The sequence below is a fragment of the Marinomonas sp. ef1 genome, assembly GCF_002806845.1.
Lineage (GTDB): Bacteria > Pseudomonadota > Gammaproteobacteria > Pseudomonadales > Marinomonadaceae > Marinomonas > Marinomonas polaris.
The window spans coordinates 72,206-85,255 of record NZ_NHTT01000010.1; the positions used below are offsets into that span (position 1 = coordinate 72,206).

The following is a 13,050-nucleotide window of genomic DNA, read 5'->3' on the forward strand; positions in this document are numbered from 1 at the left end:
TGGTAATTTATGGCTTATTGCCTATGAAAAGCTTCACGCCATTTAAAGAATTCTTCTGCAACCAATGGCTTAGAGAAAAAATAGCCCTGTATCTTATCACAATGATATTGTCTTAAAAGTGCCGTTCCCTCAGCATTCTCTGCGCCTTCAGCTGTTACCTGAAAGCCCAAACTATGAGACAGTTCAATGGTAGCCTTAGTAATAAACTCATCGCCTTTATTGGTATCAATAAACTGAATAAAGGCTCGGTCAATTTTCACTTCATTGACTGGTAACTCGCGCAAATACGCCAAGGAAGATTGCCCTGTGCCAAAGTCATCAATGGCTAGGTGAATACCCATTTCTTGTAATGCTTTCAATACATTAATAACTTTCACTCGGTCTTTCATTACCGCACTTTCTGTTACTTCTAATGCAAGCGCACGAGTCGGTAAACGATTCGCTTGCAATGCCTCAGAGACAATAAATGGCAGCTGTTCATCTAACAGGTCATGCGCCGATAAATTCACCGCGACACGTATTTCATGGCCTTGCGCCCACCACTTGCTCAGTTGAGACAAGACAGTATTCAATACCCATTTCGTTAATTGTTGAATACTGCCAGCGTGTTCTAATAAAGAAATAAACTCATCTGGAGGAAGGAAACCAAGCTCAGGGTGAATCCAACGAATTAGTGCTTCTGCTTCATGGCAATCGTCGCCAACTAAACCAACCTTAGGCTGATAAACAACAAATAACTGACCGCCTTCTAATGCAGTTGGTAGGTCTCGAATAATCGTCAGCTGACGACGGTGATTTTCATCCTGACCTACTTCATAAAAAACGCATAACTCGCTTGATTCACGCGCTTCATCGGCAACAATGTCCAAACGGCGCATAGCGCTATTTACACTGTTGGTGGCATGTTCAAATGGGAGCACTGCGATACTAATATCCAAGCGAATACCAGAACCAGCTTCTACTTCAAACTCTTCACTGAACAGACATTTTAAATTGCTACAGTCCTGCTGAGTGATTGGTCGGCCAAAAATCAGCAAAAATTTATCGCCGCTTAATCGAGCCAACATATTAGCATCATGTCCCCACTTTTGAAGCCGTTCAGCTACTTTCGAAAGTAGTGAACTCCCTACATCAAACCCCAACATATTGTTGATGTCTTTAAAGTGACGAATATTAACAAGCACCAAACCGCCTTGTTCTTTTGGCAATTCATCACTTAAATACTGCTCTACCGCGCTCTGATTGAACAAGCCTGTAAGCTGATCATGAGAAGCACGATATGTCATTTCGTCTTCCCTGTTGATAATAGAATCTTGCATTGTTTTCATGGTATGAGATAGAACGCCAAATTCGCCCACCATATCCGGCGCACTAATCTTTTCTTTATTGCCACCCTGGCCAATTTGCTTCGCATAATCCACCAAGCGGCTAATTGGCTGAGTCATATTACGAGCCAGGGCAACACCAAATAACAATGCCAGTGCCAGTGCCCCAGTAAAAATCAATACCAACTGATTACGGGTGTTATTGTAACTCTGCAACCAAGGACCATAAGGCAAATGAATAATACCCCATTGATTTGGCATACCAAGATCTACACCAAGCGATAGATACTTTTCATCATTGGAAAAAGCTGGAGATTTAAGAATATTTTCAATGCTGGCAATATCTTTAAAAAGCGTCTCTTTTTCTTCTAGTGGCAAGGTCGATCCGCCAGAAAGAGTATGTGCATCATCAACTTCATAAACAAAACTGATGTCTAGTCCCGTGACATTTTTAATTTGCTCAGCCAAGGCTTGATCGAGCAGAAAAGCCATGCCCACCCATGCCACCAAGTTGGGGGCTTTAATGGGAACTAAAACCAACTGATAAGCTTGATTATTTAAGGCAATCATAGTGCTAATGGATGAGCCGCCAGAACGACGCGCTGCAAAGACTAGCTCTGCAATGGTATTGCTAATATTCAGTTCTTGAGTAGCGGTAATTAATTCGCCTTGAGGGGAAACGAGAACAGAAATGTCCGCATTAATACGTGCGCCATGGTTTTGTAAAACAGAGCGAATCGTGCCAGTTTCTCGAGTCGCTACGGCCTGTTTAAAACCAAAATCTGAGGTTAAGATTTCAACCCCTTTCGTTAACTGCTCGGCGCGTGCTTCGAGAAACAAATCAAAGACATTGCGTGATACGTCGATGGAATGAACGCCTTGTTTGTAATTATCTTCTTTTAAAGACGACAATACGGCCAATGCAGTTCCTAACTGAACCAGAGCAAGCAACACCAAGACAAACATAATGAGTCGTGCTTGAAAGCTTTTTAACACCTTAAAACCTCTTTAATGCTAATGACCTAGGCTGCTTAACTGAAAACCAAAAAACACAACAATGATCAAGAATAATAGGGCTTATCTTGTTTTTATGCCATATGTCCCAATAACCCTAATTTTGCCAATAATTATCTTTCCAATAATCTATTTGATCGTCAGCAAGGAAACTCCAAGCAACAAATCGACTAATTTTCTGGCCTTGCGCCATTTCAATCGTTTTCACTTGGCGAGCACCAACATCTTTTAATGTCTGATAAATCGCATCTAAATTCCCCTGACGCGCCACCAAAGACGTAAACCAAAAGCAACGGTCAGCGTACCGCACGCTTTCTTTTACCATACGCGAAACAAAACCCGCTTCACCGCCATCACACCATAATTCTGCAGCCGTGCCGCCAAAGTTCAACACTGGCTTTTCAGTTTTATCAGCTTTACCCTTTACCCCACGCCATTTACGTTGAGATTCGTCAATCATCGCCGATTCGCTGGTATGAAACGGCGGATTACATAAGGTCAAATCAAAGCGGTCTTTTTCTTTCCACACACCATCAAAAAGCTTAGCAGGTTGAGTTTGCAAACGCGCATTAATTGCGCCCTTCAAGCACGGATTAGATTTAACAATGGTGTCGCAAGTCGCTACGGCAACTGGATTCACATCGGAACCGATAAACTGCCAGCCATATTCTTGATGACCAATAATCGGATAAACACAGTTCGCCCCAACCCCCACATCCAAGACTTTTATACCTTTTCCGCGAGGAATCACGCCCTGATTACTAGCGGCGAGTAAATCTGCTAAATAATGAATGTAATCCGCTCGACCAGGAATAGGCGGGCAAAGGTAGCCAGGTGGAATATCCCAAAAAGCAACGCCATAGAAATGATTGAGCAAGGCACGATTTAAGGTTTTCACTGCATTGGGATTGGCAAAGTCCACTGACTCATTACCGTATTGATTCAGTTGAATAAAACCAGAAAGTTCAGGGCAAGAATCCGCTAATAGCGCAAAATCGTAACGCGCACGATGCGGGTTACGAGGATGAAGCTCTAATTTATTGGTGCGTTTACTTTTCGTATTCTTGCTTTTTAGGACCACTGCGATGCCATTGTTTTAAACCAAAACGCGAGTATAACCGAATTCCTCAGCTTGGACTAAATGTGCTGGATTTGCTATGAAATCTCACAGAGCATGAATATCATGGTTCTGGATAAGGAATTAAGCCTTTTACCACTCGCTCACAAATGTCTCTAAACCAGATCACACCGGGATCATTTTCTACCGATTTTGGCCAACTTGAATAATAGTGAATAAAAGGAAAATCCATCGGTAGATCTTTGATCACCAAACCAAATTGCTGTTGAAACCGTTCAGGTAACAAACCACTGTTACTCATTAAAAGTGACGTTCTGCCTACCGTTTCCAAAGCAGCCAACATGTAAGGCGTACGAAAGGCAAAATGCCGCTCACGTGCACGCTCACCAAGTAAGGCATCACTAATCACAGGATTAGAACCGCCCAAATTCACTAATACATGAGAGTAAGCCAAATAGTCATCTAAGGTAATGTTATCTTTCATGGCTAATGCATGATTCGCAGACATGACACAGCGAAATTTTTCACGCCCCAGTAGATGTTTCTCAAAGCTATTAGGAAGCTGAATGTAATCACTACACAAGGCAAGATCTAAAGAATGCTCCGCTTGGTTTAGTAAACTGGTTTCAGTAAGCGTACTGGTTTCCAATGAGGCAAAAGGTGCTTCTCGATAAAATTGCTCCGCAATCGCAGGCATATAAGCTTGAGCCTGATAATGGGTGGTTTGCATACGAAAAGTACGATAACTGCTTTGCGGCTGAAATTCAGATTCTGTCCACAACCCTGCCAATTGTTCCAACATGAGCTTTAATGGCGCTTCTAATGCTAATGCTTTTGACGTTGGTACCATGCCTTTTGAGGTACGAATAAACAAAGGATCATCAAAGGCGTCACGTAATCGATTAAGCAATCGACTCATTGCAGATTGACTTAAGTAGAGGCGATCGGCCGCCCGCCCAACGTTACGTTCTTCCAATAAGTATAAGAGCCCAGTCAGGGATTTAAGATCCAAATGTTGTAGCGAGCTAGGAATCATGACCAAATCTCGATTTATGCATAATGATTAGAACTATTATGCATTGGATTTAATAAGGAGGGAAAGCCATTATGAAATTTCTAACTCTCTTCTCTTTAATAAGGCTAAAGCCATGCTAACTTCAAAACAGACTTTTTTGTACGGCCTCTTTTTTAGCTCCGTCACTGTGCTGTTTTGGGGAATGTTGCCCATTGCTCTCAAACTTTCTGGAGGGTTTTCCGATCCTATTACTCTAACTTGGTTGCGCTTTTCAGTGGCTGGTATCATTTTGGGCTTATGGCAATGGCAACGCGGCAAATTAGGCGAGTTCAAATCCCTGTCAAAAAATGACTGGCTGAGACTTTTCGCCGCAGGAACATTTTTGATTGTTAACTACACAAGCTTTGCTTGGAGCTTGAATTTTTTACTCCCTGGTTCAGCACAATTGAGCTTCCAAATCGCACCGCTGTTTCTTGCCTTAGGCGGTTTGTTTTTTCTAAAAGAAAGCATTAACTGGCAACAATGGTTATGTTTTGTAGGAATAGGCTTAGGGATGTTGGTTTTTTTCCACCCTATTTTTGGGCAAGGTAGTCAAGGCTCAATCTGGGTTGGTTTCGCTATTGTTCAGATGTCTGCCGCGGCATGGTCTATGTATGCGTTGCTGCAAAAGTCTTTGTTCAAACATCTAGCACCGTCCAATATATTACTAGCGATTTATATTTATGCTTTAGTCGTTATGCTGCCGTTTTCATCACCAAACGAACTGCTAAAAATGTCTTCTGATGATGCTTGGATTGCCGCATTTTGCTGCCTTAATACACTCATTGCGTATGGTGCTTTCGCACAAGCAATGCGTTATTGGCAAACAGTTCAAGTCAGCGCTTCGATCGCGTTAACGCCTGTGATGGCATTCATATTGACAGAATTCTGTGTGGCTTTTGGTTGGTGGTCAGGCAGCATAAGCTCATCTCATGCAGACTTGCTCAGTTTGTTTGGCATGTTGATAGTTGTCATCAGCGCGATTAACGTGCAACTGATAAGCGCAAGAGTACAGCGTAAAGCCGCGTTACTGACAAAACCACTAAGAGAAGCAGCTTAGTTTGATCTGCAGAGCTTTAGGCGGTTATAGCCATAGCGTAAATGGAATGATTGAAATACCTAAAATAAGCAATACAGCGATTAGAGTAAAAATAGCTTCCGCAGGATTTTGACGAGTGTGTTGTAAATAACCCAATATCCATTGCCCAAAAGTGATGGGACGCATGGTTTTAGCTCGAGCGATTTGATCTTCTAGAATTAACTCTCTCGCTTTTATGGCTTGCTCTTTATCTTTTACCCACAGTCCGGCCATGGAAATTTGCCAACGTCCAGCAGTGGTTTCGTAGAAGGCAATGTCATGATCAAGCAATAATTGGCGAATATCGTCAGCTTCCTCATCAGGAACATATTTAAGCCGAAAAACCAGAGTTGCCATATCGTAAAAACCTTGAGCATAGAAATTAAGCGGTAGAGAGTAAGAGAAGCCAGACAATAATACAATCTTGTATTGTGAATGACTTTTTAAGGAGAGGCGTTTTCTTCAAACCAAGCAATAACTTGTTCTTTTGGTAGAGGTCGACAAAAGTAATAACCTTGTACCCTGTCAACACCAAGCTCTCGAACCGCATTAAGCTGATCTTCATGTTCAACACCTTCGGCGATCAACTCCATATTGAGTTCTTTTGCCAGTTTCGTGACTGAAGTTAGTATCTGACGGGTGAACTGATCATCCTTCAAGCTAGCGATAAAAATTTGATCCAGTTTCAATGTGTCATATGGGAAACGGCGAAGAAAATCTAACCCTGCATAGCCAGTGCCAAAATCATCTACAGACAAACTAACGCCTAGTGCTTTAATATGTTCAAAACGACTCACCATCAAAGGCAACTCTGCAGCGTCTAACACACTGGTTTCTGTTACTTCAAGGCCAAGCCGACCTTTCAATTCAGGATACTCTTCAAGGATTTCGGCCAAATCTGACGCGAAGCCTTCTTTAAGAAGGCTATGCCTATCAACGTTCACTGATATTTTAATGTGCCTTAGTTGCTCAGGATATTCTCTATAAAAGTCCCCAACTTTGCGAATCACCATCCAAGTAAGATGATCGATCAAGCCCAACCGATCCGCCATATCTACAATCACTAATGGCGAGACCTGACCATAACGAAATGAATTCCATCGAATAAGCGCCTCCATTTCATGAAACCCACCCTCTGTTAGTGAAACAATCGGCTGAAAATGCACTTCCATCGTATTGTTTTTAATTGCTCGTTTGATGCAATGACGTAAAGAGCGTCGATAATAAACAAGCACTAAATGCCCGACATAGAACACGAAAGACAACAACACCCAGCACACTATAATAAATGGCAAAAGCGACCATAAATGACGCCAGTATAAACTTGAGGGAAAAAACACAGCTAATGTCATCGACCAATCAGCTAAGGATACTTCTGTATTACCCAATACTCTGGAATCTATGTCATTGCTATTTGAAAAGAGTATCTGCTTACCGAGAGTCAGTTCATAAAAATAATCTGGTAAAAGGATTTGATCGACACTGGCGGCTATCTTATCTGGCGGCGCTAATCCATTTACACCAAGACCATCATCCCTCTGATAAAAAGCAAAAAATGTAGATTCGCCCAACGTATTAGAATTCACTAAAGAGACTGTTTTTCGCCCCATACTCTGCGTAATACGCGACGCAATTGAGTCATATATTTTAATATTTATAGCCCCTAGATTTGTGCAATACACTCTAAATTCTGAATTGAACAAACCAAATTCTTTAAAGATAGGGGAATAAAATGTGGCGCGTCTTAAACGCGTAATATCAGCTTTTTCACAAGACAAACTGCTATCGTTAACAACCTGTTTTAATTCAGTAAAAATAGCATTCATTCGATCCGATAAAGCATTTTTGGCGACATTTGTACGATTATCTAAATCATTCAATAAAGATAAATAAAGCCCTAGAGTAAAAACCGTGAAAATAATAAAAAAGGAAAGGAAAGCATAGAGGAAGACTACTTTTTTCTTTGAAGGCACTAGTGCAGTGATGTTTTTAAACATAAAGCGCCCTCCCTGTTACTTAGTCTAAAAGAAATAAATCATACTATTTTTAGGTCTATTAAAAGACATTCAGATCATTACATAGATATTTAAAAGCGCCAATAAAAAAGACTGCCTAAAGCAGTCTTTTTTATATAACACAGAAAATAAACCTTGTGCTCACTATCTCTATCCAACGAGGTAATAAAGCATCTATAGTATTATGCATTTTTGTACGAACGATCAAATGTAATTAAACGCATCTGTACTACTGAGGCACCTTTTCAATAACGATAGACAAGTAACCAACTTCAACGCCAAATTTTTTCATTATCGATTCGTTAATAACTACACCATCTTTTACCATATACATACGATCATCAACATTCACTTCGATTACATCGCCATCATAGGGGACTTGTAAAACATAATTCATAAATAAGGCATTGCCAGACATTTTAATCTCACCAGAGCCAACAACGTCGTTCGCTGTTGCGGAATATTCACCCTGATCGTTAGGCGTCATAATCCAGGTTCTATGCTGGATTTCACCATCATCAAATACAAATTTTTCAACCAATATGCCAACACCAGCTTTCCAGCGTCCTTCTAACGTGGCATTGAAATAACGAGTCACTTCGCCACTGCGATTTTTCAAAATGCCGTGCGCAGTTAAAGACCCGGAAAAGAAGTGTTGTAAGTCAAACTTGGGCTCATTTTTAGCATACAAAGACACGTCTGACGTAGAACATGCCGTAAGCAATAACAAACACAGTAAAACAGTAAATTTGCCCATAACAGATCGGCACAAATGCTTCATATTGCTTCCTCTAAACTAATGTTGAAAATCGACTACATATAATGATATTGGATATCGACTACATATAATGATATTGGATATCGACTGCTTGATACTTGCCTTGTGCGTCACAGATATTTGCCCGACCAGTAAAGCGCAGTAAACTTTTATCTGCTGGATCATAAGCAACCACAATAGGATCGACCGCCAGTTTTACCAACCAAGAAACTGGGGAAAGAGCGAAACACTGAGCGCCATCCTGAGCTCCCTCTACACATGTGGTTTTACTAAAACGAAATGTAAAGGTCGTTTGTTTACTGGGTACTAGATACTCAATATCCATATTTTTACCTGCCTCTAAGGCGTCCCAGTATTGTTTAATAAAAGCATCAAAACCAGCATCAACTACCATGCCAGCCGCTAATTTCACTGATGCCTTTTCTTCTTTGCCAGCACTATTTTCTTGATAAACAACATCTAACTTTCCGCCAGATTGGGTAACTTCAATCTTTTCACCGTTACGCTCATTTAACTGCGAAAAACTTGGCGTTATCATCGACTGAGAAAAATTTAGCGTTTTATGCCCAAAAACACGGCCATCTGGCTCTGAGTATTCGACACTGTAAGTACCATCAGCGAGTTTTTCGTGAGTTTCTCTATATAACAAAGCACCCGTTTCGACACTGTAGGCACTGCCTACTATTTTAGAAAAAGACGTATCAGCCAAACATACAGAGCTAAATAAGAAGGCACAAAAGGCAGCAATAAAAAACCGCTGCTGCGGTAAAAACTCGAAAGAACGCTTCATTTTCTTATCTATCCTCACTATTTAACCAATGCTCATTTTTGAAATAATGCCCACTTTTCACAAAGCCATACACCCAACGGTAACACCAAAGACCAAATAATCGCTACTATAAAAAGAGTCAAGAACACTGGTTCTGCCAAGCTGATACCGGCTAAATTAGCACCAGCAAAATAACTCATCGTTGGCCCAACTACACCCATTAAAGCACTCAAAACATAACGGGAGCGCAAAAAAGCCAAACTATGAGCAAATAAGGTGCCGACACAAACCCAAAGACAAAGCAGCCAAATCGGCGGCAATTTTGTTTGTCCGAATAAGGTCACGTTCGATGAAAACACCCCGATATGAAATAAAGTACCATCAATGACGACACCTAGTGCTAGGAAGGTAAACAGCAAACGCCATTCTCTACGAGTCTGCATAAAATAGCGATCATGCAAAAAAAGATAAACCAGAGTTGCGACCAATGCCCAAGCGTTGCCAGCAAGCAAGCAGACAAACCAAACGATTTGAAACAAAATGGCATTAATCAAAGGTTTCATGCCATTTACTCCATTTACTTAGTGCCAATCGACAAACGATGATCCGGTTTAGCAAAAACAAACTGCCCAGTACTAATGGCACGTTCTTTAAAGCCTCCTTCACAATAAGCTAGATAAAAATCCCACATACGGCAGAACACATCATCGAATCCCATCTCTGTGACTTCACGACGTGCCGCATGAAAACGTGTACGCCAATCGGCAAGGGTTTTCGCGTAATGCTCAGTAATATCTTCTAATCCGACGATCTGCATATCGGTTTTCGATGCAATTTTATGTGCAATAACTTGGTTAGATGGCAAACAACCACCAGGGAAGATGTAACGCTGAATAAAGTCGACAGAGCTGCGTGCGTAGTCGTAACGCTGATCGGCGATGGTAATGGCTTGAATCACCATAACACCGTGTGGTTTCAAGAGCGCACTGCACTTAGAAAAATAGCTGTCGTAGTATTCGTGGCCGACCGCTTCGATCATTTCAATAGATACGAGTTTGTCGTATTGACCTTGAAGATCTCGATAGTCTTCAAGTAACAAAGTGATTTTGTCTTGCAAGCCTTCGGCTTCCACCCGCGTTTTGGCAAATTCGTATTGTTCTTTGGAAATAGTCGTCGTGGTTACTTGGCAACCATAATGCTTAGCTGCATGAATCGCCATGCCGCCCCAACCCGTTCCAATTTCTAACAGATGATCATCTTCGCTAAGCTGTAGTTTTTGGCAAATACGATCCAGTTTATTCACCGATGCTTCTTCTAAAGAAGAGTTGATCTGAGGATAAACCGCCGAGGAATACATCATGGTAGGATCTAAAAACAAAGAGAAAAAATCGTTACCCAAATCATAATGAGCAGAAATATTATCTTTCGAGCCTTTCTTGGTGTTGGCGTTTAGCTTGTGAACAATCTTGGCACCAATACGGCTCCAAATTGGGCGCTTAGCATCCATTTTATTAATCAGGTTTAAGTTAGCTACCATCAGGCGAATAACACCAACTACATCTGAAGACGACCACCAGCCTTTCATATAAGCTTCGCCAGCACCGATACTGCTGTTTAAAAACACATCGCGGTAAGCATGAATATCGTGAACATGAATATGAGCAATGTATTGAGTATTATCTTTCGCCTCACCAAAAGAATAGGTTTCACCACTCTCTTCCAACGTAAGATGACCCACTTCCAATTTACCCAGCATAGTAAAGACCATTTTGCGGGCTAAATTATCAAACCATGTTGTTGTGCGATTTTTTCTCACTTTTTGATTATCCATACTGACGGAGTTCATACTTTTTAGTCTCCTAATGCGTTTTGCTACTTAATTTACTACTGACTACTTATTACTTTTTTTAGTAGTGGTAGACGATGAATTCGGATGTGAATAAAAAGGTACTTTCTTCATCCAAAGCTTAAGTGCTTGCCAATAAATACCGAATGCCACTTGCATCGTCATGACAGGATAACTAAACAGTACCCTAGCCATGGAGCTTGACGTCAGTGTCATTTGAGTCAGCGATAATGTGGCGTCAAACACACATTGCTTGCCCTCTAACTCTTTGTTCTGCATATGTACCGCTAGCTTCTTATTCGGAACATTGCTGCGCCAATCATAAAAATGTTCCATCGGATGGAAAGGCGACACATGCATTGCCTTATTAAATTGAATACGCTGCATTTGATCGCTTGGATCACATTTTAAAACGTAAGGAATTTTCTCGCGCCAAGGCGTATTCGTCACTTCAAGCAACATAGCCTGAAGTTGCTCATTTTCATCAAAGCAGTAATAAATGGTAATGGGATTAATGATGAAGCCGAAGTAGCGACAATTGGTAAGCATGCGCACAGAACCTGATAAATTCAGCCCCAAACGCTCATTCACTTCAGACAATACAGCCTGTTTGATAGACAGCGAGTCATCCCCGAAGTAATCCTTTCGATAAAATCGAGCGAGAGACCAAGACTTCATCGACCACCAAGGGCTCATCGCCAGTACATCATCCAATTCATCTAAATCGAAATACATCATAAAGACGCGATAACGAAAGGTATGGGAACGCGGCGTAAAACGACGATGACGCACCATGCCATGATAAATAGTGCTGTGCTTAGGAACAAAATCTACCATGAAATACCAAGTCCATTAGCGACACGAACACCGCTCCAACAACCATCTTCGTGGAAACCGTTGCGCCAATAGGCACCACAGAACCATGTTTTGTTTACACCATTAATATCTGACCAACGATCCTGAGCCTTGATGCCTTCTAAGGTAAAGGTAGGATGAGAATACTGAAAACGCCCAACTATTTTGTCTTCTGCGATCATGTCGGTCTGGTTCAAAGTCACCACATAAGTTGTGTCGCTGGAAAAATGCTGCAGAATATTCATGTTATAGCTAAGCGTTGCAGGCTTGGTTCGATCTTCACCTAAATGATAGTTCCAGCTCGACCAGGCCAATTTTTTCTTCGGCAACAGTCGCGTATCGGTATGAAGTACTACATCGTTATTTCGGTAAGGAATCGCACCCAAAATGACTTGCTCGTCTGGGGAAGGGGCTGCCAACAAAGCCAAGGCTTCGTCACTATGACAAGCGAACACCACTTGATCAAAAATCTGTGCTGAGCCATCACCAAAGTGAATGATGACTTTATCTTCAGAGCGATGAACTTGAGTAATATCTGCCCCAAGCTGGATTCTGTCTTTGAACTTTTCTACCAAAGGCTGTAAATACGCCGACGAACCACCTTCGATTACTCGCCATTGCGGGCGATCATTAACGCTCAATAAGCCATGATTTTTAAAGAAGCGAACGAAGAACACCAAAGGAAATTCCATCATTTCATCCAGTGTTGATGACCAAATAGCGCTCCCCATAGGAATCAAGTAATGGCTCGCAAAGCGGCTACCGTAACCCTTTTCCTTTAGATATTCGCCAAGCGTCACGCCTTCTTTTAACTGGCCGCTTTCTAGGTCCAAAATGGCTTCTTTATTAAAACGTAGGATGTCTTTTAACATGCCAATAAAAGAGAAGTTCAATAGGTTTCGACGCTGAGCAAACAAGGTGTTTAAGTTGTTTCCACCATACTCTAAGCCACTACGCTGACAGCTGACGCTAAAGCTCATTTCTGTTGCTTTAGATTTCACACCTAACTCATCCATCAAGCGAATAAAATTCGGATACGTCCAGTCATTAAAGACAATGAAACCAGTATCAATTGCCCGAGTACTTCCGGCTTCTTCAACTTGCACGGTCGCAGTATGACCGCCGATCCGCTCTGCGGATTCAAACACCGTCACATCATGTTGCTGCTGTAAAAGATAAGCGCTGGTTAGACCGGAAATCCCTGATCCAATAATGGCAATTTTCACTCATTGTCCCCT

The 13,050-nt window shown here is 41.6% G+C and carries 12 protein-coding genes; 1 reads left to right on the plus strand and 11 read right to left on the minus strand.

Annotated elements, in window-relative coordinates; all coding sequences use genetic code 11:
- Positions 1-14 precede the first annotated feature (14 nt).
- From CCS02_RS14945 to CCS02_RS14955, 3 genes are all read right to left on the minus strand, one after another.
- Positions 15-2,321: an EAL domain-containing protein gene (locus CCS02_RS14945; protein ID WP_100637001.1), complete on the minus strand. Its 2,307-nt coding sequence runs from the start codon at positions 2,319-2,321 to the stop codon at positions 15-17.
- Positions 2,322-2,436: 115 nt separating this feature from the next.
- A complete protein-coding gene (gene rlmF / locus CCS02_RS14950) occupies positions 2,437-3,420 on the minus strand; it encodes a 23S rRNA (adenine(1618)-N(6))-methyltransferase RlmF (protein WP_100637002.1) in 984 nt (327 codons plus the stop codon).
- 100 nt (positions 3,421-3,520) lie between these two features.
- The gene (locus CCS02_RS14955) at positions 3,521-4,453 is read right to left on the minus strand and encodes a LysR family transcriptional regulator (RefSeq protein WP_072840762.1); all 933 of its coding nucleotides are present in this window, start codon (positions 4,451-4,453) and stop codon (positions 3,521-3,523) included.
- A gap of 112 nt (positions 4,454-4,565) precedes the next feature.
- Here CCS02_RS14955 and CCS02_RS14960 point away from each other — a divergent pair, with 112 nt between their 5' ends.
- Positions 4,566-5,531: a DMT family transporter gene (locus CCS02_RS14960; protein WP_100637003.1), complete on the plus strand. Its 966-nt coding sequence runs from the start codon at positions 4,566-4,568 to the stop codon at positions 5,529-5,531.
- Positions 5,532-5,555: 24 nt separating this feature from the next.
- Here the strand turns inward: CCS02_RS14960 and CCS02_RS14965 are convergent, their stop codons facing one another.
- The 8 genes from CCS02_RS14965 to CCS02_RS15000 all read right to left on the minus strand — a co-directional run bounded on the left by CCS02_RS14965 (position 5,556) and on the right by CCS02_RS15000 (position 13,038).
- Entirely contained in the window at positions 5,556-5,906 is a 351-nt protein-coding gene (locus tag CCS02_RS14965) for a DUF6164 family protein (protein ID WP_100637004.1), read from the minus strand.
- A gap of 86 nt (positions 5,907-5,992) precedes the next feature.
- Entirely contained in the window at positions 5,993-7,546 is a 1,554-nt protein-coding gene (locus CCS02_RS14970) for an EAL domain-containing protein (RefSeq protein WP_100186724.1), read from the minus strand.
- 247 nt (positions 7,547-7,793) lie between these two features.
- A complete protein-coding gene (locus tag CCS02_RS14975; RefSeq protein ID WP_084122490.1) occupies positions 7,794-8,345 on the minus strand; it encodes a DUF3833 domain-containing protein in 552 nt (183 codons plus the stop codon).
- Positions 8,346-8,403: 58 nt separating this feature from the next.
- Positions 8,404-9,132, minus strand: a complete 729-nt coding sequence (locus CCS02_RS14980) for a hypothetical protein (protein ID WP_100637005.1) — start codon at positions 9,130-9,132, stop codon at positions 8,404-8,406.
- A gap of 32 nt (positions 9,133-9,164) precedes the next feature.
- Complete coding sequence (locus tag CCS02_RS14985; RefSeq protein ID WP_100637006.1) at positions 9,165-9,674, minus strand: DUF2878 domain-containing protein; 510 nt, start codon at positions 9,672-9,674, stop codon at positions 9,165-9,167.
- 14 nt (positions 9,675-9,688) lie between these two features.
- Positions 9,689-10,957 (minus strand): SAM-dependent methyltransferase, encoded by a 1,269-nt coding sequence (locus tag CCS02_RS14990; protein ID WP_072840768.1) that lies wholly within the window; start codon positions 10,955-10,957, stop codon positions 9,689-9,691.
- A gap of 45 nt (positions 10,958-11,002) precedes the next feature.
- Positions 11,003-11,794, minus strand: coding sequence for a DUF1365 domain-containing protein (locus CCS02_RS14995; RefSeq protein ID WP_100186721.1), 792 nt, complete (start codon positions 11,792-11,794; stop codon positions 11,003-11,005).
- Positions 11,788-13,038 (minus strand): NAD(P)/FAD-dependent oxidoreductase, encoded by a 1,251-nt coding sequence (locus tag CCS02_RS15000; RefSeq protein WP_100637007.1) that lies wholly within the window; start codon positions 13,036-13,038, stop codon positions 11,788-11,790. The genes CCS02_RS14995 and CCS02_RS15000 overlap by 7 nt, the downstream gene beginning before the upstream one ends.
- Positions 13,039-13,050: the final 12 nt, after the last annotated feature.

Bases quoted from the DNA above. Each gene is read 5' to 3' on its own strand.
- CCS02_RS14955 (WP_072840762.1), bottom strand. From the start codon at position 4,453: ATGATTCCTAGCTCGCTACAACATTTGGATCTTAAATCCCTGACTGGG.
- CCS02_RS14960 (WP_100637003.1), top strand. From the start codon at position 4,566: ATGCTAACTTCAAAACAGACTTTTTTGTACGGCCTCTTTTTTAGCTCC.
- CCS02_RS14965 (WP_100637004.1), bottom strand. From the start codon at position 5,906: ATGGCAACTCTGGTTTTTCGGCTTAAATATGTTCCTGATGAGGAAGCT.
- CCS02_RS14970 (WP_100186724.1), bottom strand. From the start codon at position 7,546: ATGTTTAAAAACATCACTGCACTAGTGCCTTCAAAGAAAAAAGTAGTC.
- CCS02_RS14975 (WP_084122490.1), bottom strand. From the start codon at position 8,345: ATGAAGCATTTGTGCCGATCTGTTATGGGCAAATTTACTGTTTTACTG.
- CCS02_RS14980 (WP_100637005.1), bottom strand. From the start codon at position 9,132: ATGAAGCGTTCTTTCGAGTTTTTACCGCAGCAGCGGTTTTTTATTGCT.
- CCS02_RS14985 (WP_100637006.1), bottom strand. From the start codon at position 9,674: ATGAAACCTTTGATTAATGCCATTTTGTTTCAAATCGTTTGGTTTGTC.
- CCS02_RS14990 (WP_072840768.1), bottom strand. From the start codon at position 10,957: ATGAACTCCGTCAGTATGGATAATCAAAAAGTGAGAAAAAATCGCACA.
- CCS02_RS14995 (WP_100186721.1), bottom strand. From the start codon at position 11,794: ATGGTAGATTTTGTTCCTAAGCACAGCACTATTTATCATGGCATGGTG.